Origin of the sequence: Micrococcus sp. FDAARGOS_333 (assembly GCF_002206575.2) — a bacterium.
In the GTDB taxonomy this organism is placed as follows: domain Bacteria; phylum Actinomycetota; class Actinomycetes; order Actinomycetales; family Micrococcaceae; genus Micrococcus; species Micrococcus lylae.
In genome coordinates, this window is the sequence record NZ_NJFJ02000001.1 from 739,048 (window position 1) to 763,821 (window position 24,774).

Sequence of the window (24,774 nt, forward strand, 5' to 3'; positions counted from 1 at the left end):
GACGACGGCCCCCTCGCCTGACAGCGAGGGGGCCGTGGTGTGTTCGGGGCCAGGGACGGCGGTGCGCATCGGTCCGGCGTGGTGCCGTTGAGGCCCCGCACTGCCGGCGGGGCAGGCCCCGCTTAGGCGGCGAGCCAGAGGTCCGGGCCGAAGATCTCGTAGTGGATCTGTGTGGCGGGAACACCGGCCTCGATCAGAGCCGAGCGGACGGCCTGCATGAACGGCAGCGGGCCGCAGAGGACCACGTCCGCATCCTGCGGGACCTCGGCCTGCGAGAAATCCATGCGGCCCTCGCGGGCGTCGAGGCCTTCCGGGGCGTCCGCGGTGGAGTCCAGCCATAGATGCAGCTCGCCCTGCGGCAGAGCGTCTACGGCGGCGCGCACCTCGTCCGCCAGGGTCAGGGCCGCGGCCGAGCGGTCCGCGTGGAAGGCGGCCACACGGCGCTGCGAGCCGCGGGCGGCCAGGTCCTGCAGGATCGCGGCGGCCGGGGTGATGCCGATGCCCGCAGTGGCCAGCACGAGCGGGCGCTCCTCGTCCGCAGACACAGTGGCCAGGGTGAGGTCGCCGTAGGGGTTGGAGACTTCCAGAATGTCGCCGACCTGCACCGAGTCATGCAGGACCGGGGAGACTTCGCCGTCATCGTCCCGCTTGACGGTGATGACGCGGACGTCCGCGGAGGCGGCGTCCGAGGAGAGCGAGTACTGGCGGGCCTGCAGCAGGCCGTCGGCCACGGGCAGGCGTACGGACACGTACTGGCCGGGCTCGCCGACGGTGGCCGGGGTGTCGTCGGCCGGGACCAGGCGGAACGTGAACGCGGATGCGCCCGCCGGATCCTTGGACTCCACGCGCCACGGGGTCCACATCTTGGTGTTGGCCTGCTTGGCGTAGAGACCCTTCTCCAGCTTGATCAGAGCGTCGGCCATGAGCCAGTAGACCTCGGTCCAGGCCTCGGCGACCTCGTCGGTGACGGCGTCGCCGAGGGTGTCCGAGATAGCCCAGAACAGGTTCTCGTAGACGATCTGGTACTGGTCTTCGGTGATGCCGAGTGAGGCGTGCTTGTGGGCGATGCGGGAGAGCACGGCCTCCGGCAGGGAGTTCGGGTGCTCGAGCAGGTGCACGGCGAAGCGGACGATCGAACCGGACAGGGCCTTCGGCTGCTCGCCGTTGCGCTGATTGGCGCGCGAGAATACGCCGTTGAGCAGCTCTGGATGGGCCTCGAACATGTGGGCGTAGAACTTCGGGGTGATCTCATCCATGTGGGCGGCGACGACTTCGGCGGTGGCCTCGATGACGGGGCGAGACTTCTCAGAGAGCACGACTTCCTCCAGGGCGGTATGAATGTTGTCTTGTATATGCAAGATTACTCCGGTGTGCAAGGAGCGCAAGGTGGGGGCGATCGACGGTGACCGCAGCCTCGGGAGGTGAGGGGTCGTCGTCGGGACGGCGGGGAGCGGCCTGCCGATGGGGCGGAGGAATGGTTCAGCTGGGAGGCAGCGCCGGCAGTCCGAGGGCCACCGGACCTCCGGCAGCCACCAGGGAGCGGACGGTGATCGGATCGAGCTCGGCGAGGAACGCCTCTCGGGCGCGGTGCAGGGCGGTGCGCAGGCGGCAAGCGCCGGCGAGCGGGCACGGGGCGCCGGACTCGTGGCCTGCGCAGTCGATGACCTCGTCTCGGGAGGCGAGGTCACGTACCAGGGAGCCCACACTGAGGTCCAGGCCGGCCCGCGTGATCTGCGCTCCGCCGTAGCGGCCACGGGTCACGTCCACGGCACCGCGGCGGCGCAGCTCAACGATCGCCTTGCTCACATGGTTGTAGGGGACGGCGGTCTCGTCGGCGATCGTCTGCCCTGTGGCGCGCTCGTCCGGACGGCGGGCGAGATCCATGAGGACCCGCAGACAGACGTCCGTGAACGCGTTGAGCTTCATGCGGCGATTATCCCGCCTGCGGAAGGCGGATTTCCAGGAGGCGGCGGTCCTGTCCTCCACAGTCGCGCCGGAGACCGTCAGGGCGTCCGCTCCGGCTGGCAGACTGGCCGCATGATCACCGCAGAGCAGACCCCTCCGGCTGACGACGCCCTCCACACTGAGGCGCTGCAGGTGCTGCGCAGCCTCGTGGGGGACGGCCAGGCGCAGTTCAAGGACGGCCAGTACGAGGCCGTCGAGGCGCTCGTGCGGCACCGCAGACGTGCGTTGGTGGTGCAGCGGACCGGCTGGGGCAAGTCCGCCGTCTACTTCGTCTCCTCCCTGCTGCTGCGCGCCCGTGGCGCCGGCCCGACGTTGATCGTGTCCCCGCTGCTGGCGCTGATGCGGGACCAGGTGGAGGCCGCCTCCCGTGCCGGAGTGCGCGCGGTGACCATGAGCTCGGCGAACGCCACCGAGTGGGACGAGGTCCGGACACGTCTGGCGGAGGACTCCGTGGACGTGCTGCTGATCTCCCCGGAGCGCCTCAACAACCCCCGCTTCCGTGAGGAGCAGTTGCCGGATCTCGTGGCGCGCATGGGCCTGCTGGTGGTGGACGAGGCCCACTGCATCTCGGACTGGGGCCACGACTTCCGTCCGGACTACCGGCGCATCCGCGACCTCATCGGACGCCTGCCGGCCGCGGGGGGGCGGGCGGTGCCGGTGCTCGCCACCACCGCGACCGCGAACGAGCGCGTGGTGCAGGACGTGGTGGAGCAGCTCGGCGTGCAGTCCGCGCAGGAGGTCTTCGTGCTCCGCGGCCCGCTGGCCCGCGCCTCCCTGCAGCTGGGCGTGCTGCGCATGCCGAACCCGGCCTCCCGGCTGGCCTGGCTGATCTCCCACCTGAAGGATCTACCGGGCTCGGGCATCGTCTACGCGCTCACGGTCTCCTCCGCCGAGGACACGGCGCGGGCCCTGGCCGAGGCCGGGTACCCGGTGGTGGCCTACACCGGACGGACGGACCCGGAGCAGCGGGCGCAGATCGAGCAGGACCTCAAGGCCAACCGGGTGAAGGCCGTGGTGGCCACCTCCGCGCTCGGCATGGGCTTCGACAAGCCGGACCTCGGGTTCGTGGTGCACCTGGGGGCTCCGAGCTCCCCGGTGGCGTACTACCAGCAGGTCGGCCGAGCCGGCCGCGGCACCGACCACGCCGAGGTGCTCCTGCTGCCCGGTCCTGAGGACCGGGACATCTGGCGCTACTTTGCCACCGCGTCCATGCCGGACGAGCGTGAGGCGCTGACAGTCCTCGAGGCACTCGAGGCCAACGGCACCATGTCCGTGCCGCAGTTGGAGACCGCCGTGTCCATCAAACGCACGGCCCTCGAGCTGCTGCTCAAGGTCCTGGCCGTGGATGGGGCAGTGGTCCGCGTGGGTGGCGGCTGGCAGCGCACCGGGCAGCCCTGGAGCTACGACTCCGAGCGCTATCAGCGGGTGGCCGAGGCCCGGCTGGCAGAGGAGCGGCTCATGCTGGACTACGAGAACACCGACGGCTGCCGCATGGAGTTCCTCGCCCGCACCCTGGACGACCCCACCGCGGCCCCCTGCGGCCGCTGCGACACCTGCGCCGGCCCCTGGTACCCGACCGGCTCGGACATCGAGGCCCGCGCCGCCGCCGAGCGCTCCCTGGGGCGGGTGGGCGTGCCCCTGGAGCCGCGGAAGTCCTGGCCGTCCGGCATGGACCGGCTCGGCGTGCCCGTGAAGGGCCGTATCCCCGCTGAGCTGCAGGCCGACGAAGGCCGAGCCCTGGCCCGCCTCTCCGACGTCGGCTGGGGCACCCGCCTGCGCGAGCTTTTGCACGGTGAGGACGCCCCGGTGCCGCAGCAGGTCCTGGACGGGGCCGTGAGGGTCCTCTCCGCCTGGAACTGGGGACAGCGACCCATCGCCGTCGTGGCCCTGCCCTCCCGCGGCCGCCCGCAGCTGGTCGGCTCCTTCGCCGAGGGGATCGCACGGATCGGGCAGCTGCCGTACCTCGGCGCCCTCGAGCCGGTGCACGGCGGCCCCACCGCAGGGCCCGGCGGCAACAGCGCCTATCGTCTCGGCTCGGTCTACGGGCGCTTCGGCGTCCCGGCACAGCTGGCCGAGATGCTCGCTTCCGCCCCGGACGCCGGTCGCCACGGCCCCGTGCTGCTCGTGGACGACCTCGCCGACTCCCGCTGGTCCATCACCGAGGGTGCGCGCGTGCTCAGGGAGAGCGGTGCTCAGGGCGTGCTGCCGTTCGTGCTGGCGTTGTCCGCCTGACGCGACGAGGCGGCTCCGCCCAGACGAGCAGGAGGGCCTCCTCGTGTGCGCCGGGCGTCCCCGGCGGACTCTGCGCCGTCCCTCAGCGCTCGGCGCGGACCACGGCCAGCACGCGGTCGCGGACGGCGGCCATGGTGGGCTCGTCCTTCGCCTCGCCGTTGTAGCGCAGGAAGGGCTCGGTGTTGGACGGGCGGAGGTTGAACCACCAGGAGCCGTCCTTCGCGGAGACCGTGGTGCCGTCCACGCGGGAGACGTCGATGTCATCGCCCTCGTGGTCGGCCAGCACCGCGGCCACAGCGGCGTCCTTGTCCTCCACCTCGGAGTTGATCTCACCGGAGGCCACGTAGGGCTCGTACTCGTCCGCCAGCTCGGACAGCGGGGCGTCCTGGCCGCCCAGCGCCGCCAGCACATGCATGGCGGCCAGCATGCCCGTGTCCGCGTTGAAGAAGTCTCGGAAATAGTAGTGGGCGGAGTGCTCGCCGCCGAACACGGCGCCCTCGGAGGCCATCACGGCCTTGATGAAGGAGTGGCCCACGCGGGTCACCACGGGGCGGCCGCCGTCGGCGGTCACCAGCTCCGGCACCGCCTTCGAGGTGATCAGGTTATGGATGATCACCGGGGTGTCCTCGCCGGCGGCCTTGGCGCGTGCGATCTCGCGGCGGGCCACCAGGGCGGTGATCGCGGAAGGGGACACCGGGGCGCCCTTCTCGTCGATCACGAAGCAGCGGTCGGCGTCGCCGTCGAAGGCCAGGCCGATGTCCGCGCCGTGCTCCACCACGGCCTTCTGCAGGTCCACCAGGTTCTCCGGCTCCAGCGGGTTCGCCGGGTGGTTCGGGAACGTGCCGTCCAGCTCGAAGTACAGGTCCACGATCTCCAACGGCAGCGCCTCGAGCACGTCCCCGCCCAGGACCGCGGGGGTGGTCTTGCCGGCCATGCCGTTGCCGGCGTCCACCACGACCTTCAGCGGGCGGATGTCACTGAGGTCCACCAGGGAGCGCAGGTACTCGGCGTAGCCGGCCAGGATGTCACGCTCCTCCACGGTGCCGACGGTCTCGGCCGTCGGGATCTGTCCGGCGTCCAGGTAGCCCTGGGCCACGTCGCGGATCTCGAAGAGGCCGGTGTCGGAAGACACCGGGACGGCGCCGGCCTTGGCCATCTTCATGCCGTTGTAGGCGGCCGGGTTATGGGAGGCGGTGAACATCACGCCGGCCGCGTCCAGCACGCCGGCGGCGTAGTAGAGCATGTCCGTGGAGATGGTGCCGATCATCAGCACGTTGCCGCCGCGGGCGGTGGCGCCGGCGGCGAATGCGTCCTTGAACTCGGGGGAGGACGGGCGCATGTCCCCGCCGACCAGCACGGTCTTGCCGGCCAGGCCCAGCACGTCCACGAACGCGGCGCCCACGGCGCGCACGGACTCGGCCGTGATGGTCTCGCCCACGATCCCGCGGACGTCGTAGGCCTTGAACGAGTCGGTCAACTTGATGTCACCCTGAGTAGTCACGTGGTCGATGGTAGTGGACCCTTCGTGCTAGAAGTGGTCGCATGGACCCCTCCCGTGACGGCTCTCACCAGGACGCCGAGGGCACGGAGCGGTGGGCTCCCGGTCAGGCCGGCTACCGCCGCCTGCTCTTCGGCCTCTTCCTCGCGGGCATCGCCACGTTCGCCCAGCTCTACTCCCCGCAGGGCCTGCTGCCGCTGGTGGCAGCAGACCTGCAGGTGACCTCCCACGAGGCGGCGCTCCTGGTCTCCGCGGCCACCGCCGGCCTGGCACTGTCCGTGATCCCGTGGTCCTTCGCCTCGGACCGCTGGGGTCGTCGGCGGGCGATCGCGGTGTCCATGGTCTCCGCCTGCGTCTTCGCCGTGGCCGGGGCACTGGCGACCGCCTTCCCGCTGCTGCTGGCCCTGCGCTTCGCCGAGGGGCTGGCCCACGGCGGTGTCGCCGCGCTCGCGGTGGCGCTGATCGTGGAGGAGGTCGAGTCCTTCGCCGTGACCCTCGCGGCCGGCACCTACATCGCGGGCACCACGCTCGGCGGACTGTCCGGACGTCTGATGGCCGCACCGATCGGCGAGGCGGCGGGCTGGCATGCCGGCATGCTGACCGTGACGGGCGTGGGCGTGCTCTGCGTCATCGGCTTCCTGCTGGTCACCCCGCAGGCGAGGCACTTCGTCCGGCGCCCCACCCCACTGTCCGGTGTGGTCGCGGCCGCTGTGGAGAACCTGCGCTCGCCGGTGCTCTGTGCCGTCTACCTGCAGGGTGCCCTGCTCATGGGCGGCTTCGTGGCGCTCTACAACTACGTCGGGTTCGCCGTGACCGCCGAGCCGCTGTCCTGGCCGCTGTCCGTGGTGGCCCTGCTGTTCCTGGCCTATCTCGCGGGCACCTGGACCTCACCGTGGGCGGGCTCCCTCGCGCTGCGCTTCGGCCGCTACCGGGTCCTGACGGGGGCGTCGCTGGTGATGGCGGCCGGGGCGCTCCTGACCATCGTGCAGAGTCCGTTCACCCTGATCCCGGGCCTGCTGCTGTTCACCGGCGCGTTCTTCGCCGCGCACTCGGTGGCGTCCAGCTGGGCGGGCCTGGCCGCACGTGGCGGCCGCGCCCAGTCCACCTCGCTCTACAACCTCGGCTACTACGGGGGATCGTCCCTGTTCGGGTGGCTCGCCGGCGTGGTCTTCGAGGCCGCCGGCTGGGCGGCCACCGTCCTCGGCATCGTCGGCCTGGTCCTGTGTGCCACCGCCGTGGCGACCCTGGTGCTGCGCCGGGCCGCCCACGCGGACTGAGCTCAGCCGCGGACCTCGGCCAGGTCATCGCCGACGGCCGAGTAGCCCTGCTGGCGCCAGGCCTCGAGCACCTCCGGGTCCTGCAACTCCAGCCAGTCGATCATCGTCTGGTAGGTGACGCAGTAGGTGCCCTCCTGCGGGCAGAACTCCTTCATCGTCTCGGCGAGCGCCGGGTTGTAGGCGTCGCCGCCGTAGGTGTTGAAGTGGTTCCCGAACACGATCGGCGCACGGTTGGAACTGGAGACCGAGTCGTACACGTACCGGTAGGTGTCCAGGTAGATCTCTGACAGCTTCTCGGTGTCGTTCTCTCCGACGCCCAGGCGCTGGGAGGAGATCCAGAAGTTGTAGTCCATGGTCATGATGTACGGGTTCTCTGCGCCCATGGATGCGGCCATGGGCGAGTAGAACAGCGGCATCTCGAACTCCCAGATCCCGTCCTCCTGGTAGGGCCAGGTCACACCGCGCTGCTGGGAGCCGCGCGAGGTGTCATAGGTGTGGCCGAACTCCTTCCACACCGGGACGAGCTGGTCCCACCGGCCGTCCAAGCAGGGCAGGCGCTGGCCCTGGATCGCCTCGGCGGGCACCTCGAGCTCCGGGAAGTCCGGATCGTCATACCCGTTGATGCCGGCCGGGTCCGCGAGGACCTCATAGAACTGCCGGTGCTCCTCACGCCAGTCGTCGGTGTCCCACTTGTCTCCGCCGTACTTCTCCACGAAGCACAGGTGGCCCATGTAGTGGGTGCCGATCTCGTGGCCGGCGGCGTATGCGGCGTTGACGGCCCGGATGCGCTCGGCGATCTCCTCCTTGGGGCCGCCGAGGTCCTTCGCCACGTGGCCGGGCTCGTTGCCCGGGGCCTGGTACCAGGTGCGGTTCTCCGGCTGGAGCAGGTGGATGCCGGACAGGTAGACGGTGAACTTCGCGTCCACCTCCTCGGCGACGTCCATGAAGTACTCGTAGCGGTCGGACTCCAAGCCGCCGTCGAAGGAGTAGAGCAGGAACTGCGGCGGGGTCTCCTCCGCGGAGAAGGCGCGCATCGGCACTCCCTGGTCGTTCGTCTCGCCGTCCTGTGTCCCGGTGCCCTCAGAGTCCTCGGTGCCCTCAGAGCCCTTGGACGTCTTACCCGCGTCGGTGGTGGCAGTCGACGAGGGCCGCTTGTCTGAGAGGTCTTCGTATTGCACTGGATCGGCCTGGCACCCGGCGAGGATGAGGGCGAGGGCGGCGGTGAGGGCGGCGGCGGACCGACGGGCGGTGCGGACTGCAGGCATGAGGGACCCCTTCCATCACTGCAGGCAAAGATCGAGCGCGCCTACCGTCTCATGGTTGTTTCACAGCTGACGACCGACTCAGGGGGGAGTTCCATGGAAGTTCATTTGTGTCCTTGGTCTCACCTGTGTCCACAAGGGAGCCCTCTACTACGACGGCGGCGCCTCACCCTGGCAGGGTGAGGCGCCGCCGCCGTCCGGGGGCGCCGGGGCCGTCAGACCGCACGCGGAGGGAAGATCACCAGGTGATGTCCTCCAGGTCGTCGCCCTTGGCGGAGGCCTCCGCGGACTGCCACTGCCTCACACGCTCCGGGTCCTGCAGCGAGAGCCACTGGATCACGTCGCGGTGGGTGGTGCAGTAGGTGTCCGGCTCGCCGCAGACCTCGGACATGAACTGCTCCACGGCCGGGTTGAACGCGTTGTCGTTCCAGCCGTTGAAGTGGTTGCCGAGCACCAGCGGGGCGCGGTTGCCCGCGTAGGCGGAGGCGTACATGTACCGGTAGGTCTCCAGGGCGGCGTCGTACATGACCTCGCGCTTCTCTGGCTCGTTCTTGGCGCCGTTGATCTTGGCCCAGAAGTTGTAGTCCATCGCGGTCACGATCGGAGAGTCGTCGCCCTCCTTGGCCGGGTTCTCCGGGCCGTCGAAGGCCGGCGAGTACACGACCGGCACCTCGAACTGCCAGAGGCCGTCCTGCGAGTACGGCCAGTGCACGCCCGTGCCGAGCGTGGAGGAGCGGGAGGTGTCATAGGTGATCCCGTGCTCCTTCCACGCCGGGACCAGGTCGCTCCACTTGCCGTCCAGGCAGGGCAGGCGGCCGCCGCGGATCGAGTCGGGCTGCACCTCGAGGGTCGGGAACTCGGCGCCGTAGCCGTTGTTCTCCCGGTAGTTCGTGATGAAGTCGAAGAACTGGTCCAGCTCGGACTGCCAGTCCTCCGTGCTCCAGGTGTCCGCGCCGTTCTTCGAGCTGGCGCAGAAGTGGCCGTTGTAGTGGGTGCCGATCTCGTGGCCGCGGGAGTTCGCCTGGTTCAGGTCGTCGACCAGCTGGGCGATCGACTCTTCGTCCGGGTAGAAGGACACCGCCGCGGATCCCGGCTCCTGCTTCGGGCCCTGGTAGATCTCGCTGTTGGCCTTCTCCACCAGGTAGATGCCGGTCAGGAACACCGTGAAGCGCGCATCGTGCTCCTGGGCCGTCTCCATGAAGGTCTGCCAGCGGTCGTGCCAGCCGCCGCCGTCGAAGGAGACGAGCACGAACTGCGGGGGCTTCTCGCCCTCCTCGAGCTTCTTCATCGGCACGTTCGAGGGGACGGTGCGCCAGGACTCCTCGTTCGGGACCTCGGGGTTCTCCGGCATGGGCTCGCGCGGGATCGGGGCGACGCCCTTCTCGGACGCCTCCTTCCACTTCTCCTCGTTCGTGCTCTCGTCCGCGCCACCCTCGGAGTCCTCGGAGCCCTCGGCGTCCTCCGACCCGTCGGAGCCCTCGGCGTCCTCCGCGTCGGTGTCCCCCTCCTGGCCGCCCTCGGCCGGAGCGGAGGCGGACTGCTCCCGGGACGCGCCCTCCGCGGCCTGGTCGTCCTCAGGGGCCTGGCATCCGGTCACGGTCAGGGCAAGGGCCGCCGCCAGCGCCCACCAGCGGTGACGAGACGGCGTGGGTCGTGCTGCCGCGGACAGTGACATGGATGCTCCTTCTGTTCAGGTCCACTGTGGAGGGGCGCCGACAGGCAGTCCTCTCACGGTCCAGTGTGCCTCCTGTGAGCATCCTGCGTCAGGTGTTGCAGGACTGCGACGTCGGACCCGCCCGTGCCTGGACGCGCCCCCGGCGCCCTGCGCAGTAGGCACCTGGGGCACCCCGCCCAGTGACACCTAGACTGGGGATATGGAGTATCTGGTGCCGGTTCTGGCGGTGGTGGTGATCGGCGCGCTCGCCACGGGCGTGACCGTGTGGCTCGGGAAGCGCCCCAAGCCCGAACGCCACGCAGCGTCCGACGCAGGTCCCTCGGGCGGAGTGTCCGCGGAGCGGGCCCGGCACGCATCCTCCCTGCTGTCCGAAGACGCCCATCGTGCCGTATACGGCCGTATCGCCACCAACCGTCCGATGGAGGCGATCACCGAGTACCGCCGCGTGACGGGCCGCTCCCTGCGTGACTCCATGGTGGACGTGCAGTCCCTCGCCGCCTACCCGCAGGTCTACACGCTTCCGCAGGACCAGGACCCGGTGCAGGTCGACGCCCCGAATGCCGCCCCCGTCGACACCCGTGAGGCAGGTCCGGCCGGCACCGTGGAGGCTCCTGGGAAGACCTCCCCCGAGGCAGGGCCGGACCGGCTGGACGGCGCCGCACCGAGCGAGGCGGACGCGGCACGGCAGGAGGCGGACGCGGCACGGCAGGAGGCGGAGGACACCCAGGGCGGGAGAGCGGAGCAGGACGAGCGGCCGTCGTCGCGAAGTACGGAGGACGCCCAGGACGGCCCCGCACACGGGGACGGTCTGCCCGAGCTGCCTGACGACCTCATGGTCCCGGCCGAGTGGTCCGCCGAGCCTGCCCCGGAGGACCGGCCCTTCGAGGTCGAGGTGATGCGCGGCGACGCCACCGTCCACCTCTCCTCCCGCGACCTGCCGCCGTGGCTGCGCGACCAGCTGTCCGCCATGATGCGCGATGGCAACCTCGAGACCGCCGCCGTGCAGCTGTCCACCCACACCGAGCTTTCCGTGCCCGAGGCGTTCGAGCTGCTCCGACGTATCCAGGAGTCGCGGGGGCAGTGAGGCGGCCCCGCTGCGGCTGTGTGTCCCCAGATGTGAGACCGCCGGTCTGACGCAGAGGCGGGCCGGACAGGAGAAGGGCCCCGGAACCATGACGATTCCGGGGCCCTTCCCGTTGCGCGGACACGGGGGTGTCCGAAGCGGGAGCATCGTTGACACTGTCCCGGCTCAGTAACCGGCACTGATCGTTGACACCTCAGTCGCGACATCGTTGACACACCAGCCCTGGTGATCGTTGACACCTCAGTCGCGACATCGTTGACAGGCGATCCTGGACGATGGGCTTCCAACGCAACAAGGTGATCGTCAAAGCCGTGCTGGACCAACACCAGTCCGTGGCCGAGGTCGCACGCCGTCACAACCTCTCCCGTCAATGGATCTACACCCTGCTGCGCCGGTACGAGGAACACGGCACCGACGGGCTGCACCCAAGATCCCGAACACCCCACCGACTCCCGCACACCACTGACCCGGCCATCCGACAGAAAGTGATCGTGCTACGACAAGAACTCGTGGACTCCGGTGCTGACGCCGGAGCCGCCACGATCGCCTGGCACCTGCAGGCCCAGGGCATCCCCGCCCCGGCCGAGTCCACGATCCGCCGGATCCTGACCCAGGCAGGAATGATCACCCCGGAACCACGCAAACGCCCGCGCTCGTCCTACCGGCGCTTTCAAGCCGAACTGCCGAACCAATGCTGGCAAGCCGACATCACCTACTGGCCCCTGCTGGACGGGACCCGAGTGGAGATCCTGGACTTCCTCGATGACCACTCCCGCTACCTGCTGCACGCCCACGCGCAGAACTTCTTCACCGGCGCTGAAGTCACCGCCACGATGCAGCACCTGATGGACACCTACGGCACCCCAGCCGAGACCCTCACCGACAACGGGCTGGTCTTCACCTCACGCCTGACCGGTCACCCCGGAGCGAAGAACGGGTTCGAGAAGCTGTTAGCCGCGCACTCGATCCGGCAGAAGAACGGCAAGCCGGCCCACCCACAGACCCAGGGCAAGATCGAACGATTCCACCAGACCCTGAAGAAATGGCTCAAGGCCCGGCCCCGGGCCCGAGACCTGCACGAGTTGAACAGCCAGCTCGAGCAGTTCCGGCTCTGGTACAACACCGCCCGCCCGCACCGGGCCTGCGGACGGCGCACTCCAGAGCAGACCTACACCGCTCAACCCAAAGCGACCCCAGCAACGAACACAGAGCCGGAATACCGCACCCGCACCGACCGAGTCGATGCCCACGGCAAGGTCACCCTGCGCTACGCCGGACGGCTGCGACACCTGGGCATCGGACGAGCCCACGCCGGGACCGCGGTCCTGATGCTCATCCAGGACGACTACGTACGTACTTCGAACGCGAGCACCGGAGAGACTATCGCTGAACACACGATCGACCCGACCAAGGACTACCAGCCCAGAACACGATGAACCCACGAAAAAAAGTCATGAGCCGGGCCATCGTGTGTCAACGATGACCCGACTCATGACATGCGCGGACACGGGGGGATTTGAACCCCCGGCCCGATTTTCACCGGGCCCTTCATTAGCAGTGAAGTCCATTCGGCCGCTCTGGCACGTGTCCACGTCTGCCCTGATGAGAGACGAATCCCTCGGACGGACCCCACCAGCCTACCGTGTCCGGGCGGTCACGATCAAAGGTGGCCGCCGCGGCCGGCACCGGACAGGGGACGGCCCCTGCACCATGGGTGCGGGGGCCGTCCCTGCAGGCCGAGCGACGACGGCTTGCTCGCCGCCGTCTGCCCGGTCCGGTCAGCGGCGGGTGTCGTCGGCAGCGCCGAAGTCGTCCTGGGCGTTGCCCTCGACCTCGACGTCCTCGTGCTGCAGTTCCTCGGACACGGTCTCGGTGTCCTGGTGGGTGCGCTTGCCCAGGGACACCTTCTCGGCGTCCATAGTCTTCTCGGCGACGGGCACGTCCTCGTAGGTGGTCACCTCGACGGCGTCGTCGCCACGGCCGGCGGCGCGGGCCTCGGCGGAGTCCGGGTCGACCTTCTCGCGCTCGACGACGACCTCTTCGCGCTGCACCGGGACCTCGACCTGCTCGGTGGTGGTGTAGGTCTGCTTGCGCAGCCGCATACGGCCGGAGGCGCGGCGCTCGGTGCCGACGTTCAGGTGCTCGTCTCGCACGACCATCGAGTCGCCGTCCGCGACGGCACCGCGGTCGGCCTCGGTGCGGTCGGCGTCGAGGCGGTCGCGGTCGGCGTCGACGCGCCCAGCGGCATCGCGCGGCTCGTCGCCGCGGACGTCCGCGGCGCGGTCATCACGGCCGTCGCCCGCCACGGGGGCGGTGCCGGCGGCTCCCGCGGCACCCGCGGCGCCTGCGGCACCCGCGGCGCCTGCGGTCCGGTCGTCACGGAGTCCGTCGTTCTCGGCGCGGACGTCGTCGTGACCGTCGGCGTTGAGGTCGCCGTGGCCGCCCTCGTAGTCCATGGAGTAGTACTCGTAGATGCGGCGCTCCTCCTCGGGGGTGAGAGTGCCGTCCGCGTCCACGTTCGGGGCGTCCTTCACGAAGTCCTTCTCGAACGGCACCGAGATGCCGCCCTCCGCGGTCTGGGCCTTGTCCAGCGGCACGAAGGTCTCCTTCGTGCCGAACAGGCCGGTCTTCACGGTGATGAAGGTGGGCTCTTCGGTGTGGTCGTCCAGGTAGACCTGGCCGACCGAGCCGATCTTGTCGCCGGAGGTCGAGTAGACGTCGGCGTTCTGCAGCTGCTCCAGCATGGTGCGGTCCATGGTGTGCTCCTGTTCGTCGTAGGTGTCCGGGCGGCTTCTCCGCCCTGGTGATTCCGACCATTCCGAGCGGCGAGCACGCACGCAACCCCCGGCACCCCGTCCGCGCAGATTCCCAGGCGGCATGCAGGGAGTGCATTGCCCGGCACAGACTCGACACCCGGTGAGGTGCCGCACGGTGCGGCCCGGAACGGTGGGTGCTGCACCGGCACCGTGCGGGGCGCGGGATCTCGGCGGGCGGGGGAGGGGCGCTCCGCTGGCCAGGCCGACCCGTGAACGCCCTGAGTACCCTGGACGTCTGTAATCTCTGTGCCCCGACTGCGAGGAGAACCGTGCCCCTGTCTGCTGACGCCACCGCACCCCTGCGCTTCGTCCTGGTCGGAGGCGGCCCCCGCGGAGTCATGGTCATGGAGCGGCTTCTCGCCCAGCTCGAGTCCCGGGATCCGGCCGCACCGTACCGGCCTCTGGAACTGCACGTGGTGGACCCCTATCCGGTGGGTCCGGGCCGCGTCTGGCGGACGGACCAGTCCGAGCTGTACCTGATGAACACCCCGTCCTTCTTCCCCACGGCCGCCGCCGCGGACAACCCCGGCCTGCGCCCCTCCACCGCCGCCCAGTCCTTCGACCAGTGGCGCCGCGTGAACCCGGAGGCCGCCCTGGGGGTTCAGCGCAACCAGTACCCGGCGCGCGTGGTCTACGGCCGCTACCTCACCGAGCAGTGGTCCCACATCTCAGGGGCCCTCCGGAGCCGGCCGGAGGTCGCCTCCCTCACCGAGCACCGTGCGGAGGCCACTTCTCTGCGCCACCGTCCCGAGGGTGGCGTGGTCCTCACCCTCGAGCCGAGCGACGGCTCCGGCGTGAAGACACTGGAGGCCGACGCCGCCGTCCTGGCCCTGGGCCACCAGCGGGCCCGCCTCACCGCCCACCAGACCCGCCTGGCCGAGGCCGCCTCCCAGCACTCGGGCCTGCACTACCAGGGCCCGCAGATCCCCTCGGACGTGGACTGGCGCACCATCGAGGCCGGCGCGGACGTCCTGATCCGCGGCATGGGCCTGAACGCCTTCGACATCCTGGCCCAGCTCACCCAGGGCCGCGGCGGCACGTTCCATCGCACCGGCGAGCAGCCGGGCCGTGCGCTGCGCTACGAGCCCTCGGGCCGCGAGCCGGTGATGCACCTGATGTCCCGCCGCGGCATCCCGTACCTGCCGAAGGCCGAGGTGACCTCCTTCGTGCCCCACGGCGTCACCCTGTCCTACCTCTCGGACGCGGCCGTGCAGGCCCTTCTGGACCGCCACGGCGTGCTGGACCTGGACGAGCACGTCTGGCCGCTGCTGCACCGGGACGTGGTGCGCAACTACTACGCCACCATGGTCCGCACGCAGCCGGACATCCTCGGAGGACCCGTCGCCGCCCGTCGCTTCCTCGGAGAGCTCGTCGCCCTGTTGGACGATGCCGGACGCGGCGCCCCCGTCACCGCCCGCCACGCGGAGGAAGTGCTCCAGCGCTACGCGCCGGACCGCCGTTTCCTGGACATCGTGGCCTATGCAGACCCCTACCGGGACGACGTCTTCGACACCCCGCAGGACTACCACGAGCAGGTCGTCTCGCTCCTGGAACAGGCCTGCGTGGAGGCCACACTCGGTGAGGACTCCCCGTTCATGATGGCCGTGGGCGCTCTGCATGCCGGTCGTCTGCGCATGAAGCAGTGGATCGCCGAGGGCAAGGTCACGGACTCCTCGCGCCTGAAGGACGTGCAGGCCTGGTTCGAGCCGCTCGTGGAGGGCCTGTCCTCCGGGCCGCCGCGCTGGCGCGTGGAGCAGATGCTCGCCCTGCACCGGGCGGGCCTGCTGGACTGGATCGGCCCTGTGCCGTCGGTGGAGGTGGACGATGCCGGCTTCCGCGCCCGCAGCCCGAAGGTCGGCGACGAGCATGGGCAGGGTCCGGCCTCCGTGTCCGGCACCTGGCTGGTGGAGGCGATGATGCCGCCGAACCGCGTGCAGGCCGGGTCCTCCCGGCTCATGCGGCAGCTGTTGGAGGAGGGTGTTGCCGCGGTCGGCACCCTGGAGGACGCTGAGGGCGCCCTGCAGCCGGCCGCCGGGTTCGACGTCACCTCCCGCCCGCACCGTCTCAAGGCCGCGGACGGGAGCGTGGACGAGGACGTCTTCGTCCTGGGGCTTCAGCTTGCCGGAGTCCAGTGGGGCACCGCGATCGCCGCCGAGGCCGGGCAGGACCCTGCCGGACGCGCCATGAGCCTGGGCGATGCAGAGGCGATCGCCGCCGCCCTGCTCGCCCGGGCCTGACCCAGGCCGCCGCCCGGCGGCACCCGACGACGGACCCCACCGGACGCTTCCGCCTCGCCTGGGTCCGTTTCGGCGAGGACACGACGACGGTCCCGTCACCGCGCGAAAGGTGACGAGACCGTCGTCGTGCGTCAGGAGTCAGGGCGTCTCAGGGGCCCCAGGCGGGGTCAGCGCTCCCGGCCCTTGCCCTTGCCCGGCTTCCCGGGGTGGTCGCCCTTACCGGGCTTGCCGGGCTTCTCGTCCGGGCGGCACTTCTTCCACTCGTGCGGGTTGCCTCCGTCGCGCGGGTGCACGCACTCACGCGGGTCGACCGGGTCCTCCTCCTCGAGACCCGGCAGGGCCATGCCGACGAGGATCGGGTTGTGGTCCGAGGAGCGCCACTGGTCCGCGCGGTACAGGTCCTCCGCCGTGTAGTTGTGCCGGGAGTACTCGAAGGCCACGGACTCGTTGGCGTTGATCATCCAGATGTCCTGGCCGGTCACCGTCTCGTCGGCGGCCGGGGAGGCGAACACGTGGTCCAGGGAGCCGACGGTGCCGTCGTAGGTGTAGGAGTACTCGCCGGTCTTGGCGCCCTGGGAGATGTAGCCGGCCTCTTCGATCACCCGGATCGGGTCCTCCATCTCGTAGGCGTTGAAGTCGCCGAGCAGCAGGACGCGGTCGGTGCCGGCCTGCTCCTTCATCCGGTCGGCGAAGTCCACGAGGGCCTCGGCCATGCGGACGCGGTCGCCGTTGTAGGCGCCCTGGCCGTCGCCGGTGTCCACGTTGTCGTCCGCGGCGCCGGAGCCGCCCTTGGACTTGAAGTGGTTGGTGATGGCCACGAAGTCGGTGCCCTCCATGCCCTCCGCGGTGCCGTCGGCACGGCGGAACTGCTGGGCGAGCGGTTCGCGGGCGTTGTCGAAGTTCACCTGGTCGTCCAGGATCACGGACTCGCCCACCGGGGTGACCTCGTCCGGCTGGTAGATGAAGCCGGAGCGGATCACGTCCTCGGTGGCGAGGGCCGGCCGCTCGGCAGGGGAGGCCACGTAGGCCCACTTCTCCTCGCCGGCGGCGGCGTTCAGGCCGTCCACGAGATCGGCGAGGGAGTGGTCGCGGTCCAGGCCGAACTGGGCGGAGTTCTCGATCTCCTCAAGAGCGATCACCGAGGTGTCCATGCCGTTGATCGCCTCCACGATCTTGGCCTTCTGGCGCTCGAACGACTCGGCGGTGTAGGCGCCGCGGGGGTAGCAGTAGTTCGTGGTGATCGGGTTGCCGTCACGGTCCGTGTAGGCCTTGCAGTCCGGGAACTGCTCGCCGAGGGTCGTGAAGTAGTTCAGGACGTTGAACGAGCCGACCGTGACGTCGCCACCGAGGTCTTCGCGCTGCGCCTCGGCCGGCCGGGTGTCCTCGATGGAGACCGGCTGTACGGTGGCGGCCGTGTCGTCGTTGAGGTGGCCCAGCGGCTGGAAGGTCCAGGCGTCGTAGCGGTAGTCCAGGATCACGCCGGTGGTGAAGTCCACGGCGGAGCCCACGCGGGCCGGGGAGTCCACGTCCACGTACGGCAGGGTGTTCTGGTTGCCGGGGGAGCGCATGAAGTTGGTGGTCGCGCCGTCGTCCAGCACGATCGCCTTCTCCGCGTTGTCCGCCATGACAGCCTGGGCGTCGGCACCGGGCAGGGCGACGGAGGTCGGGTTCGGCAGCGGGGAGGTGCCCGGGGCCAGCGTGAGGGATCCGTACTGGTTCACGGAGTAGTTGTCCGTGATCGTCCAGTCGCCCTGCGGGGCCAGGAGCATGCCCTCGTGGGCCTCCTTCTCCGCGGCGGTGAGCGGGAAGTCGAGCTCGAGCGGTTCCACGGAGCCCGGCTCGTCCAGCTGCTCCACGCCGCCGGCGGGGACGGAGATCTGGGTGAGGCCGTAGAACTCGCCGGCGGTGCCGGTGACGCGGACATGGTCGCCCAGAGCGACCTCTCCCATGGTGTCGCGGGAGTACACGAAGACGCCGTCCGAGGCGCCCTCGGTGGAGCCGGCCGCGCCGCCGGTGCCGGCTGTCTGCAGGTAGTAGCCGTTGAGGCCGCCGGTGGAGTACACGGCGGTGACCACGCCGGTGGTGGTGACCAGCTGCTCGTCGTAGAGCGTGCGGTCTCCGGTGCCCTGGATCTGGGCGATGGTCAGCGGGATCGCCTCCTCCGGGTCCGGAGCGGGGTCGACGCCCTCGCCGGAGGACGGCATCGGGGTGACGTCGCCGGTGAGGGTGAAGTCGGCGGAGTTGTCGTCTGTGTCCACGCCGTCGGTGCGGGTCATGGACTTCGGGTCCGAGTTGGCGGACGGCGAGGAGGCGGCAGTGGTCTCGAAGGTGTTCGACGTCCCGTAGCCGAGCAGGTCGACGACGGCTGGGTCGTCACCGGTGACGACCGAGCCGGTGGCCAGGGCCGGCAGCCGCTCGGCCTGGTTCGACAGGACCAGGGTGCCGGAGACCCCGGCCGGGTTGAGGCCGCCGGCCACGAGGTCCGGCGTGGGCAGCTCAGCGCCGTTGGAGCCGTTCGAGCCGCCCTGCACGAGGAACGTGCCCTTGGCCGGGACGGTACCGGAGAGGGCCACCGAACCGTGCGGGGCACCGGTGCCGGTGGCGGAGCGGTACTGAAGGGACCAGCCGTCGAGGCTGATCGGGGTGTCGGTCGGGTTGTAGAGCTCGACGAACTTGTGGGTGAACACCGCGTTCGCGGAGCCGCCGTTCGTGTAGGCCTCGTTGATCACGAGGGTGTCGCCGGCCGGGGAGGCCTGGGCCGGAAGGGCGACGGCGGGGGAGAGCAGCGCGAGCGCGGCGGCGGCGCCGGCGGTGCGCACGAGGACGTGACGGGGCATGTGCATGGGGAGGTTCCTTCGATCGGCGGTGCGGCGCAGATAGAGAAGGGGTGCGCCGGTCACCGGGTGCGTGGGAGACGTGCCACAGCAGGGAGGCGGCGACGGCGGCGGGTCGGGGATGGACCCGCCGCCGTCGTGCGCTGCCGGCCGCGCGAAGCGGCCGGCAGGGCGGGCTCAGTCGGTCAGGGGATCAGCGGGCGGCGGTGAAGCGGCGGCGCACCATGAGCAGCGCGGCGGCGCCGAGGGCGCCGAGGCCGGCGAGGGACCAGGTGGCCTCGCCGCCGGTCTGCACCTTGGACGGCTTGGTGTGCTCGCCCTCGTCCGCGCCGTGGCCCTTGCCCGGCTCCTCGCCCTGGCCCGGCTGTTCCGGGTCGGCCGGGTCCGCGGGATCCTCCGGGTCGGCCGGGGTGCCGGGCTCGCCCGGCTGCTCGCCCTCAGCCGCGGTGACTTCGAGGGCGTGGCGGACCTCGGTGACGGTGCCGTTCGCGTAGGTCACGGACATGACGAGCTCACCTGCGCCGGCGGTGTCCGGGACGGTGATGCCGGTCAGGGTTGCGGTGTCGCCGGAGGCGTCCGCGTCCACGGTGCCGAGCTCGATCGGCTCACCGCCGGTCGGCTGGAAGGAGACGTCCACGGAGGTGGCGGCCGGGGCGCCGTCGGAGTCGATCATCAGATCGGCCAGGGTCAACGAGATCTCCTCGCCGGCGGCCACAGTGGCCGGGGCGTCGGTCACGGACACGCCCTTCTTGGCGTAGTCCGGGCGCACGGCGCCGTCCTCTGCGGCCTGGGCCTCGGCGTACTCCTGCAGTGCCGCGGCGTCCACGAGGCCGATGTTGTGGAAGTTCTCACGGCCCTCGGCGAAGGCGGTGTAGCCATCGGGCGCCTGGGACGGGTCGCCGGTGGCGACCCACGTGTCGTCGGCCAGGAAGGACAGGGTGGCGACGGTGTACATCTGGTCGTCGTCCAGGGCCACGCCGTCGATCCACACGCCGGTGACCTTCTCGCCCTGCGGGCGGGACTCGTCGTAGGTCCAGGTGAGGTTTTCGGACCAGCCGAGGTTGAACATCTTCTCGTCGTCGCGCCAGTTCTCCTCGAGGGCCTTGCGGATGGAGGAGCCCGGGATGTCGAAGTAGACGAGGGTGTTGCCGAACGGGGCGACGTCCAGGATCTCGCCGAGGGTCAGCTTGCCCACCAGGTCGGACGGCTTCGGGCCGAAGTCGCCGGAGTTGGTGAACATGTCCTCGATGATCTCGGAGCGCAGGCCACCCGGGTTGGTCACGCCGAGGTCGACCTCCGGGCCGGCGGCGGCCACGGCGGACTTCAGGCCGTCGGCCACCCAGTTGCCCAGGGTGGTCTCGGCGGTGCGGGAGCCGCCGGCGCGCCAGGTGCCTCCGGAGGCGAGGACGTCGGCGTAGTCGGTGGTCAGGGAGCCGTCCAGGTCGGCGATGACGGTGGACTGCTTCTCCTCGAAGACGGCCACGGCGTCCTGCTCGATGGCGTAGACCTCGGCGGTCACCGGGGACTCGGCGGCGGCCTCGGCGGGGTCCTGGGTGGAGCGCTCGATGAGCTGCTGCGTCACGTCGGTCACCGAGTCGGTGGCCGGGTCGTAGGTGAGCTCGACGGCGGCCAGGTGAGAACCGGAGGAGCCGGTCTGCATGACCGGGCGGCGGACGCCGTCCACGTCGGTCTCATAGCTGTACAGCTGGTGCGAGTGGCCGTTGAAGACCATGTCCACGTTCGCGGAGGTCTCCTGGACCATGGAGCGGAACTTGGCGCTGCTGGCCATCTCGTCCGCCAGGGAGCCGGAGCCGTTGGCGCCGTCGTGGTAGGAGGCCACGATCACGTCGGCGGCGTCGTTCGCGGCCAGCTCGTCGGCCACGCTGTTGACGGCCTGGACGAGGTCGAGGACCTCCATGCCCTTGAGCCCCGCGGCGGTGGTGGTCGAGTACAGGTCGTTCGGCACGGCGCCGATCACGGCCACGCGCACGCCGTTGACGTCGAACACCTGGTGGGAGGTGAGCACGGGCTCCTTGGTCTGCGGATCCACGAAGTTGGCGGCGATCACCGGGAACTGGGCGCGCTCGGCCACGCGGCCGGTCAGGTCGTCCAGGCCCTTGTCGAACTCGTGGTTGCCGGCGGTGAGGACGTCCAGGCCGAGGGCGTTCATCACGTCGATGGTCGGCAGGTCCTGCTGCACGTTGGACACGGAGGCGGAGGCGCCGATCAGGTCGCCGGCGCTGGTGAGCAGAGTGGAGTCGGCACCGTGCTGGGCCTCGAAGGCACGGCGGTAGTCCTCGACCGTGTCGGCGAACTGGGTGCCGGAGAACTCCGGGGACAGGGCGCCGTGGAAGTCGTTGAAGGACAGGATGGAGATCGTCTTCGAGTCCTCGGAGGCCTCGACGGCCAGGGCCGGGACGGCGCTGGCCGGAGCCAGGACGAGGGTCGCGCAGGCGGCGGTGGCCACGGCGCGGCGGCGGAAGAAGTAGGACACGGGTGCTCTCCTCATGCCCGGGCGGCGGGGTGCTCCGGGCCTCGTGCGGGTGCGGGCGTGCGGCACGGGGCGGACCCGGCCGTGGAATCGATCCGACCACAGTCAGTTTTCATCCAGGTGAACACCATGCAGGGCGCACATGTCCGATGAGTTGTGATCGGCGCCCGCCCGGCATGTGATCGCACCCACCATAGCCCTCGGGTGGGAGGGGCGGACGTCCGAGGGGGCCGGGGTGGGACAGGCGGCGCAGGGGGGGGGGGGAAGCGGAGACGACGCAGGGGAGGGAAGCGGAGACGACGACGGGCCGTCGCCTGGGGAAGACCGCTGGGATCCGCGGAGGTGACGGCCCGTCGTCGTGGGAGTGCTGGCGGATGGTTGTCCCGCGTCAAGTAGTTGGCAGGATTTCCTTGGTTTTGAATGTCGGGGTGGTGGGGTCGGCCAGGCCCAGGTGCACCTCCTTGGGCCGGTTCCATGAGATGGCCTCGTGGGGCCGGAGCTCGTTGTACTCGATCCGGTAGTCCTCGGCCCGCTCGGCGAGCACGATCGCGTCGTCAATCTCGTCCAGGTAGAGCCGTTCGTACTTCAGCGTGCCGAAGCCGCGTTCACGGGACCCGTTCTGCCCCGGGGTCTTCACTCGGGTGCGCACGTGGTGTAGCTCGGGGTGGGCGGCGATGAAGGACTCGAAGCGGAAGGACCGGAACGGCCCGCCGTTGTCCGTCACGATGGTCACCACGGGCAACAGCTCACCGGTCTCGGGATCGACCGGGCAGGCCTCGACCAGCGGGTGACCGAACATGGCCTCGTAGTCGGCCAGGGCCAACTCGATCGCGTCGATCGCGTCGTGCTGGTTCCCGGTGGGCGAAACGTGGAAGGGGTACTCGTACTTGGACCAGTAGTCCCGGCACCCGGCCAGCCGCCAGGTCCCTCCGGTGGTGGTCTCGAACTCGCTGAAGTCCAGCTGCCAGACTTGGTTCGGGCCTGAGGGCTCGGTGGCGAACGCGGCCTTGCGCCGCTCGGCCAGCTTCCGTCGCTCCCGTTGGTACTGCGCGGGCAGAATCAGCCCCTCGTCGCGCAGGATTCGCAGCACGGTCGCCTCGGAAACCACATGCCCGTCGTGGCGGACCATTGCCCAGATCTTCCGATGCCCCCACGCCGGATGGGCCAGCGCGTGCTTGACCACCAGTTCCCTGGCGGCCTGCCGTCCCGGTTGCGGCCACGGTCCCTTCACCGCCGTCCCGGTGCGGGCCTTGGCCTGCCAGCGGCGCCAGGTCCGCTCGGGCATGTCGAAGAGCTGGCAGAACCTCGCGGTCGACATGCCCGCTTCCACGCGGATCACCTCGAGGTCCTCGAAGGGCCCAGCCGGCCCTCCGCGGACTTCTTCCACACCCTGGCTTCCAGGTGTGCCTCGCCCAAGGCCTGGGTCAGCTCGGCGACCTCGGCCTCCAGCTGTTCCTCTCGGGAGGATGGTCCGGACCTGCCGGCCACCAGGGCGGTCTTGCCGGCTTCCAGGAACTCGGCCTTCCACCGTCCGATGGACTGCTCACTGACTTTCTCCTTGCGTGCCGCTTCGGCGATGGACATCTCGCCGGCCAGCACGCTCAGCACTATCCGGGTCTTCTTCTCCGCCGGAATCGAGGGTGGTCTACCCATGTCTGACTCTCCTTCAGGACCTACATAACGGCCCTGCCACTAAGTCTGACGCGCGACATGGTGAGGTGTCCGAAGCGGGAGCATCGTTGACACTGTCCCGGCTCAGTAACCGGCACTGATCGTTGACACCTCAGTCGCGACATCGTTGACACACCAGCCCTGGTGATCGTTGACACCTCAGTCGCGACATCGTTGACAGGCGATCCTGGACGATGGGCTTCCAACGCAACAAGGTGATCGTCAAAGCCGTGCTGGACCAACACCAGTCCGTGGCCGAGGTCGCACGCCGTCACAACCTCTCCCGTCAATGGATCTACACCCTGCTGCGCCGGTACGAGGAACACGGCACCGACGGGCTGCACCCAAGATCCCGAACACCCCACCGACTCCCGCACACCACTGACCCGGCCATCCGACAGAAAGTGATCGTGCTACGACAAGAACTCGTGGACTCCGGTGCTGACGCCGGAGCCGCCACGATCGCCTGGCACCTGCAGGCCCAGGGCATCCCCGCCCCGGCCGAGTCCACGATCCGCCGGATCCTGACCCAGGCAGGAATGATCACCCCGGAACCACGCAAACGCCCGCGCTCGTCCTACCGGCGCTTTCAAGCCGAACTGCCGAACCAATGCTGGCAAGCCGACATCACCTACTGGCCCCTGCTGGACGGGACCCGAGTGGAGATCCTGGACTTCCTCGATGACCACTCCCGCTACCTGCTGCACGCCCACGCGCAGAACTTCTTCACCGGCGCTGAAGTCACCGCCACGATGCAGCACCTGATGGACACCTACGGCACCCCAGCCGAGACCCTCACCGACAACGGGCTGGTCTTCACCTCACGCCTGACCGGTCACCCCGGAGCGAAGAACGGGTTCGAGAAGCTGTTAGCCGCGCACTCGATCCGGCAGAAGAACGGCAAGCCGGCCCACCCACAGACCCAGGGCAAGATCGAACGATTCCACCAGACCCTGAAGAAATGGCTCAAGGCCCGGCCCCGGGCCCGAGACCTGCACGAGTTGAACAGCCAGCTCGAGCAGTTCCGGCTCTGGTACAACACCGCCCGCCCGCACCGGGCCTGCGGACGGCGCACTCCAGAGCAGACCTACACCGCTCAACCCAAAGCGACCCCAGCAACGAACACAGAGCCGGAATACCGCACCCGCACCGACCGAGTCGATGCCCACGGCAAGGTCACCCTGCGCTACGCCGGACGGCTGCGACACCTGGGCATCGGACGAGCCCACGCCGGGACCGCGGTCCTGATGCTCATCCAGGACGACTACGTACGTACTTCGAACGCGAGCACCGGAGAGACTATCGCTGAACACACGATCGACCCGACCAAGGACTACCAGCCCAGAACACGATGAACCCACGAAAAAAAGTCATGAGCCGGGCCATCGTGTGTCAACGATGACCCGACTCATGACACTGGCGGATGGTGAGGGATTCGAACCCTCGGTACGGGGTCACCGCACACCGGTTTTCAAGACCGGCTCCTTCGGCCGCTCGGACAACCATCCCCGCGCGGGCACCGGGGACGCCCGGCACTGCGCCCGCACCACTCTACCCAGGCGGGAGGGGCGGGGCTGCCCGCCTTGAGGGGCCTGGCGGGGCTGCCCGCCTTGAGGGGCCCGGCGGGCCCGGGGGAAGATGGAGGCCGCCCGTGCGTCCGCACGTGGCGGCCCCGAGCACGCAGGAGGACCGACGCATGACGGCACCCGCCGACCCCGGCACGGACGTCCCG

General features: G+C 69.9%; 16 protein-coding genes and 2 tRNA genes. 6 read left to right on the forward strand and 12 right to left on the reverse strand.

What is annotated here, in order from left to right:
• Window positions 1-122: 122 nt before the first annotated feature.
• On the reverse strand, window positions 123-1,316 hold the full coding sequence (locus CEQ11_RS03390) for a globin domain-containing protein (RefSeq protein ID WP_088477757.1): 1,194 nt from the start codon (window positions 1,314-1,316) through the stop codon (window positions 123-125).
• A gap of 163 nt (window positions 1,317-1,479) precedes the next feature.
• Window positions 1,480-1,926 carry an Rrf2 family transcriptional regulator gene (locus tag CEQ11_RS03395; RefSeq protein WP_088477758.1) on the reverse strand — a complete coding sequence of 149 codons (447 nt, stop codon included), beginning with the start codon at window positions 1,924-1,926 and terminating at the stop codon, window positions 1,480-1,482.
• Window positions 1,927-2,037: 111 nt separating this feature from the next.
• Here CEQ11_RS03395 and CEQ11_RS03400 point away from each other — a divergent pair, with 111 nt between their 5' ends.
• The gene (locus CEQ11_RS03400; RefSeq protein ID WP_102957478.1) at window positions 2,038-4,197 is read left to right on the forward strand and encodes an ATP-dependent DNA helicase RecQ; all 2,160 of its coding nucleotides are present in this window, start codon (window positions 2,038-2,040) and stop codon (window positions 4,195-4,197) included.
• Between the two features lie 82 nt (window positions 4,198-4,279).
• On the opposite strand, the gene CEQ11_RS03405 is transcribed toward CEQ11_RS03400, so the two are convergent.
• Window positions 4,280-5,698 (reverse strand): phosphomannomutase/phosphoglucomutase, encoded by a 1,419-nt coding sequence (locus CEQ11_RS03405; RefSeq protein ID WP_088477759.1) that lies wholly within the window; start codon window positions 5,696-5,698, stop codon window positions 4,280-4,282.
• A 41-nt stretch (window positions 5,699-5,739) separates the two neighbouring features.
• Between CEQ11_RS03405 and CEQ11_RS03410 the strand changes: the two genes are divergently transcribed.
• Window positions 5,740-6,972, forward strand: a complete 1,233-nt coding sequence (locus CEQ11_RS03410; protein ID WP_193762977.1) for an MFS transporter — start codon at window positions 5,740-5,742, stop codon at window positions 6,970-6,972.
• A 2-nt stretch (window positions 6,973-6,974) separates the two neighbouring features.
• On the opposite strand, the gene CEQ11_RS03415 is transcribed toward CEQ11_RS03410, so the two are convergent.
• Together CEQ11_RS03415 and CEQ11_RS03420 are read right to left on the reverse strand one after the other, a co-directional pair.
• Window positions 6,975-8,237: a hypothetical protein gene (locus CEQ11_RS03415; protein WP_088477760.1), complete on the reverse strand. Its 1,263-nt coding sequence runs from the start codon at window positions 8,235-8,237 to the stop codon at window positions 6,975-6,977.
• 235 nt (window positions 8,238-8,472) lie between these two features.
• Window positions 8,473-9,909, reverse strand: a complete 1,437-nt coding sequence (locus CEQ11_RS03420; protein WP_088477761.1) for a polysaccharide deacetylase family protein — start codon at window positions 9,907-9,909, stop codon at window positions 8,473-8,475.
• Window positions 9,910-10,108: 199 nt separating this feature from the next.
• Between CEQ11_RS03420 and CEQ11_RS03425 the strand changes: the two genes are divergently transcribed.
• Both CEQ11_RS03425 and CEQ11_RS03430 read left to right on the forward strand, forming a co-directional pair.
• On the forward strand, window positions 10,109-10,993 hold the full coding sequence (locus CEQ11_RS03425) for a hypothetical protein (RefSeq protein ID WP_088477762.1): 885 nt from the start codon (window positions 10,109-10,111) through the stop codon (window positions 10,991-10,993).
• Between the two features lie 275 nt (window positions 10,994-11,268).
• Entirely contained in the window at window positions 11,269-12,429 is a 1,161-nt protein-coding gene (locus tag CEQ11_RS03430; RefSeq protein ID WP_088477763.1) for an IS481 family transposase, read from the forward strand.
• A 65-nt stretch (window positions 12,430-12,494) separates the two neighbouring features.
• Here CEQ11_RS03430 and CEQ11_RS03435 read toward each other — a convergent pair.
• Together CEQ11_RS03435 and CEQ11_RS03440 are read right to left on the reverse strand one after the other, a co-directional pair.
• A tRNA-Ser gene (locus tag CEQ11_RS03435) sits at window positions 12,495-12,583 on the reverse strand.
• Between the two features lie 188 nt (window positions 12,584-12,771).
• Window positions 12,772-13,749 carry a PRC and DUF2382 domain-containing protein gene (locus tag CEQ11_RS03440; protein ID WP_088477764.1) on the reverse strand — a complete coding sequence of 326 codons (978 nt, stop codon included), beginning with the start codon at window positions 13,747-13,749 and terminating at the stop codon, window positions 12,772-12,774.
• Between the two features lie 329 nt (window positions 13,750-14,078).
• Here CEQ11_RS03440 and CEQ11_RS03445 point away from each other — a divergent pair, with 329 nt between their 5' ends.
• Entirely contained in the window at window positions 14,079-16,046 is a 1,968-nt protein-coding gene (locus tag CEQ11_RS03445) for an FAD/NAD(P)-binding domain-containing protein (protein ID WP_227718714.1), read from the forward strand.
• 167 nt (window positions 16,047-16,213) lie between these two features.
• Here the strand turns inward: CEQ11_RS03445 and CEQ11_RS03450 are convergent, their stop codons facing one another.
• The 4 genes from CEQ11_RS03450 to CEQ11_RS03470 all read right to left on the reverse strand — a co-directional run bounded on the left by CEQ11_RS03450 (window position 16,214) and on the right by CEQ11_RS03470 (window position 23,024).
• Window positions 16,214-18,889: an ExeM/NucH family extracellular endonuclease gene (locus CEQ11_RS03450; RefSeq protein WP_227718715.1), complete on the reverse strand. Its 2,676-nt coding sequence runs from the start codon at window positions 18,887-18,889 to the stop codon at window positions 16,214-16,216.
• Between the two features lie 184 nt (window positions 18,890-19,073).
• Window positions 19,074-21,374: a 5'-nucleotidase C-terminal domain-containing protein gene (locus CEQ11_RS03455; RefSeq protein WP_088477765.1), complete on the reverse strand. Its 2,301-nt coding sequence runs from the start codon at window positions 21,372-21,374 to the stop codon at window positions 19,074-19,076.
• Window positions 21,375-21,759: 385 nt separating this feature from the next.
• The gene (locus CEQ11_RS03465; protein WP_227718698.1) at window positions 21,760-22,689 is read right to left on the reverse strand and encodes an IS3 family transposase; all 930 of its coding nucleotides are present in this window, start codon (window positions 22,687-22,689) and stop codon (window positions 21,760-21,762) included.
• 17 nt (window positions 22,690-22,706) lie between these two features.
• Entirely contained in the window at window positions 22,707-23,024 is a 318-nt protein-coding gene (locus CEQ11_RS03470) for a helix-turn-helix domain-containing protein (protein ID WP_010080477.1), read from the reverse strand.
• A gap of 212 nt (window positions 23,025-23,236) precedes the next feature.
• Here CEQ11_RS03470 and CEQ11_RS03475 point away from each other — a divergent pair, with 212 nt between their 5' ends.
• On the forward strand, window positions 23,237-24,397 hold the full coding sequence (locus CEQ11_RS03475) for an IS481 family transposase (RefSeq protein WP_088477763.1): 1,161 nt from the start codon (window positions 23,237-23,239) through the stop codon (window positions 24,395-24,397).
• Window positions 24,398-24,459: 62 nt separating this feature from the next.
• Here CEQ11_RS03475 and CEQ11_RS03480 read toward each other — a convergent pair.
• Window positions 24,460-24,550: transfer RNA gene (locus CEQ11_RS03480), tRNA-Ser, on the reverse strand.
• Window positions 24,551-24,774 lie beyond the last annotated feature (224 nt).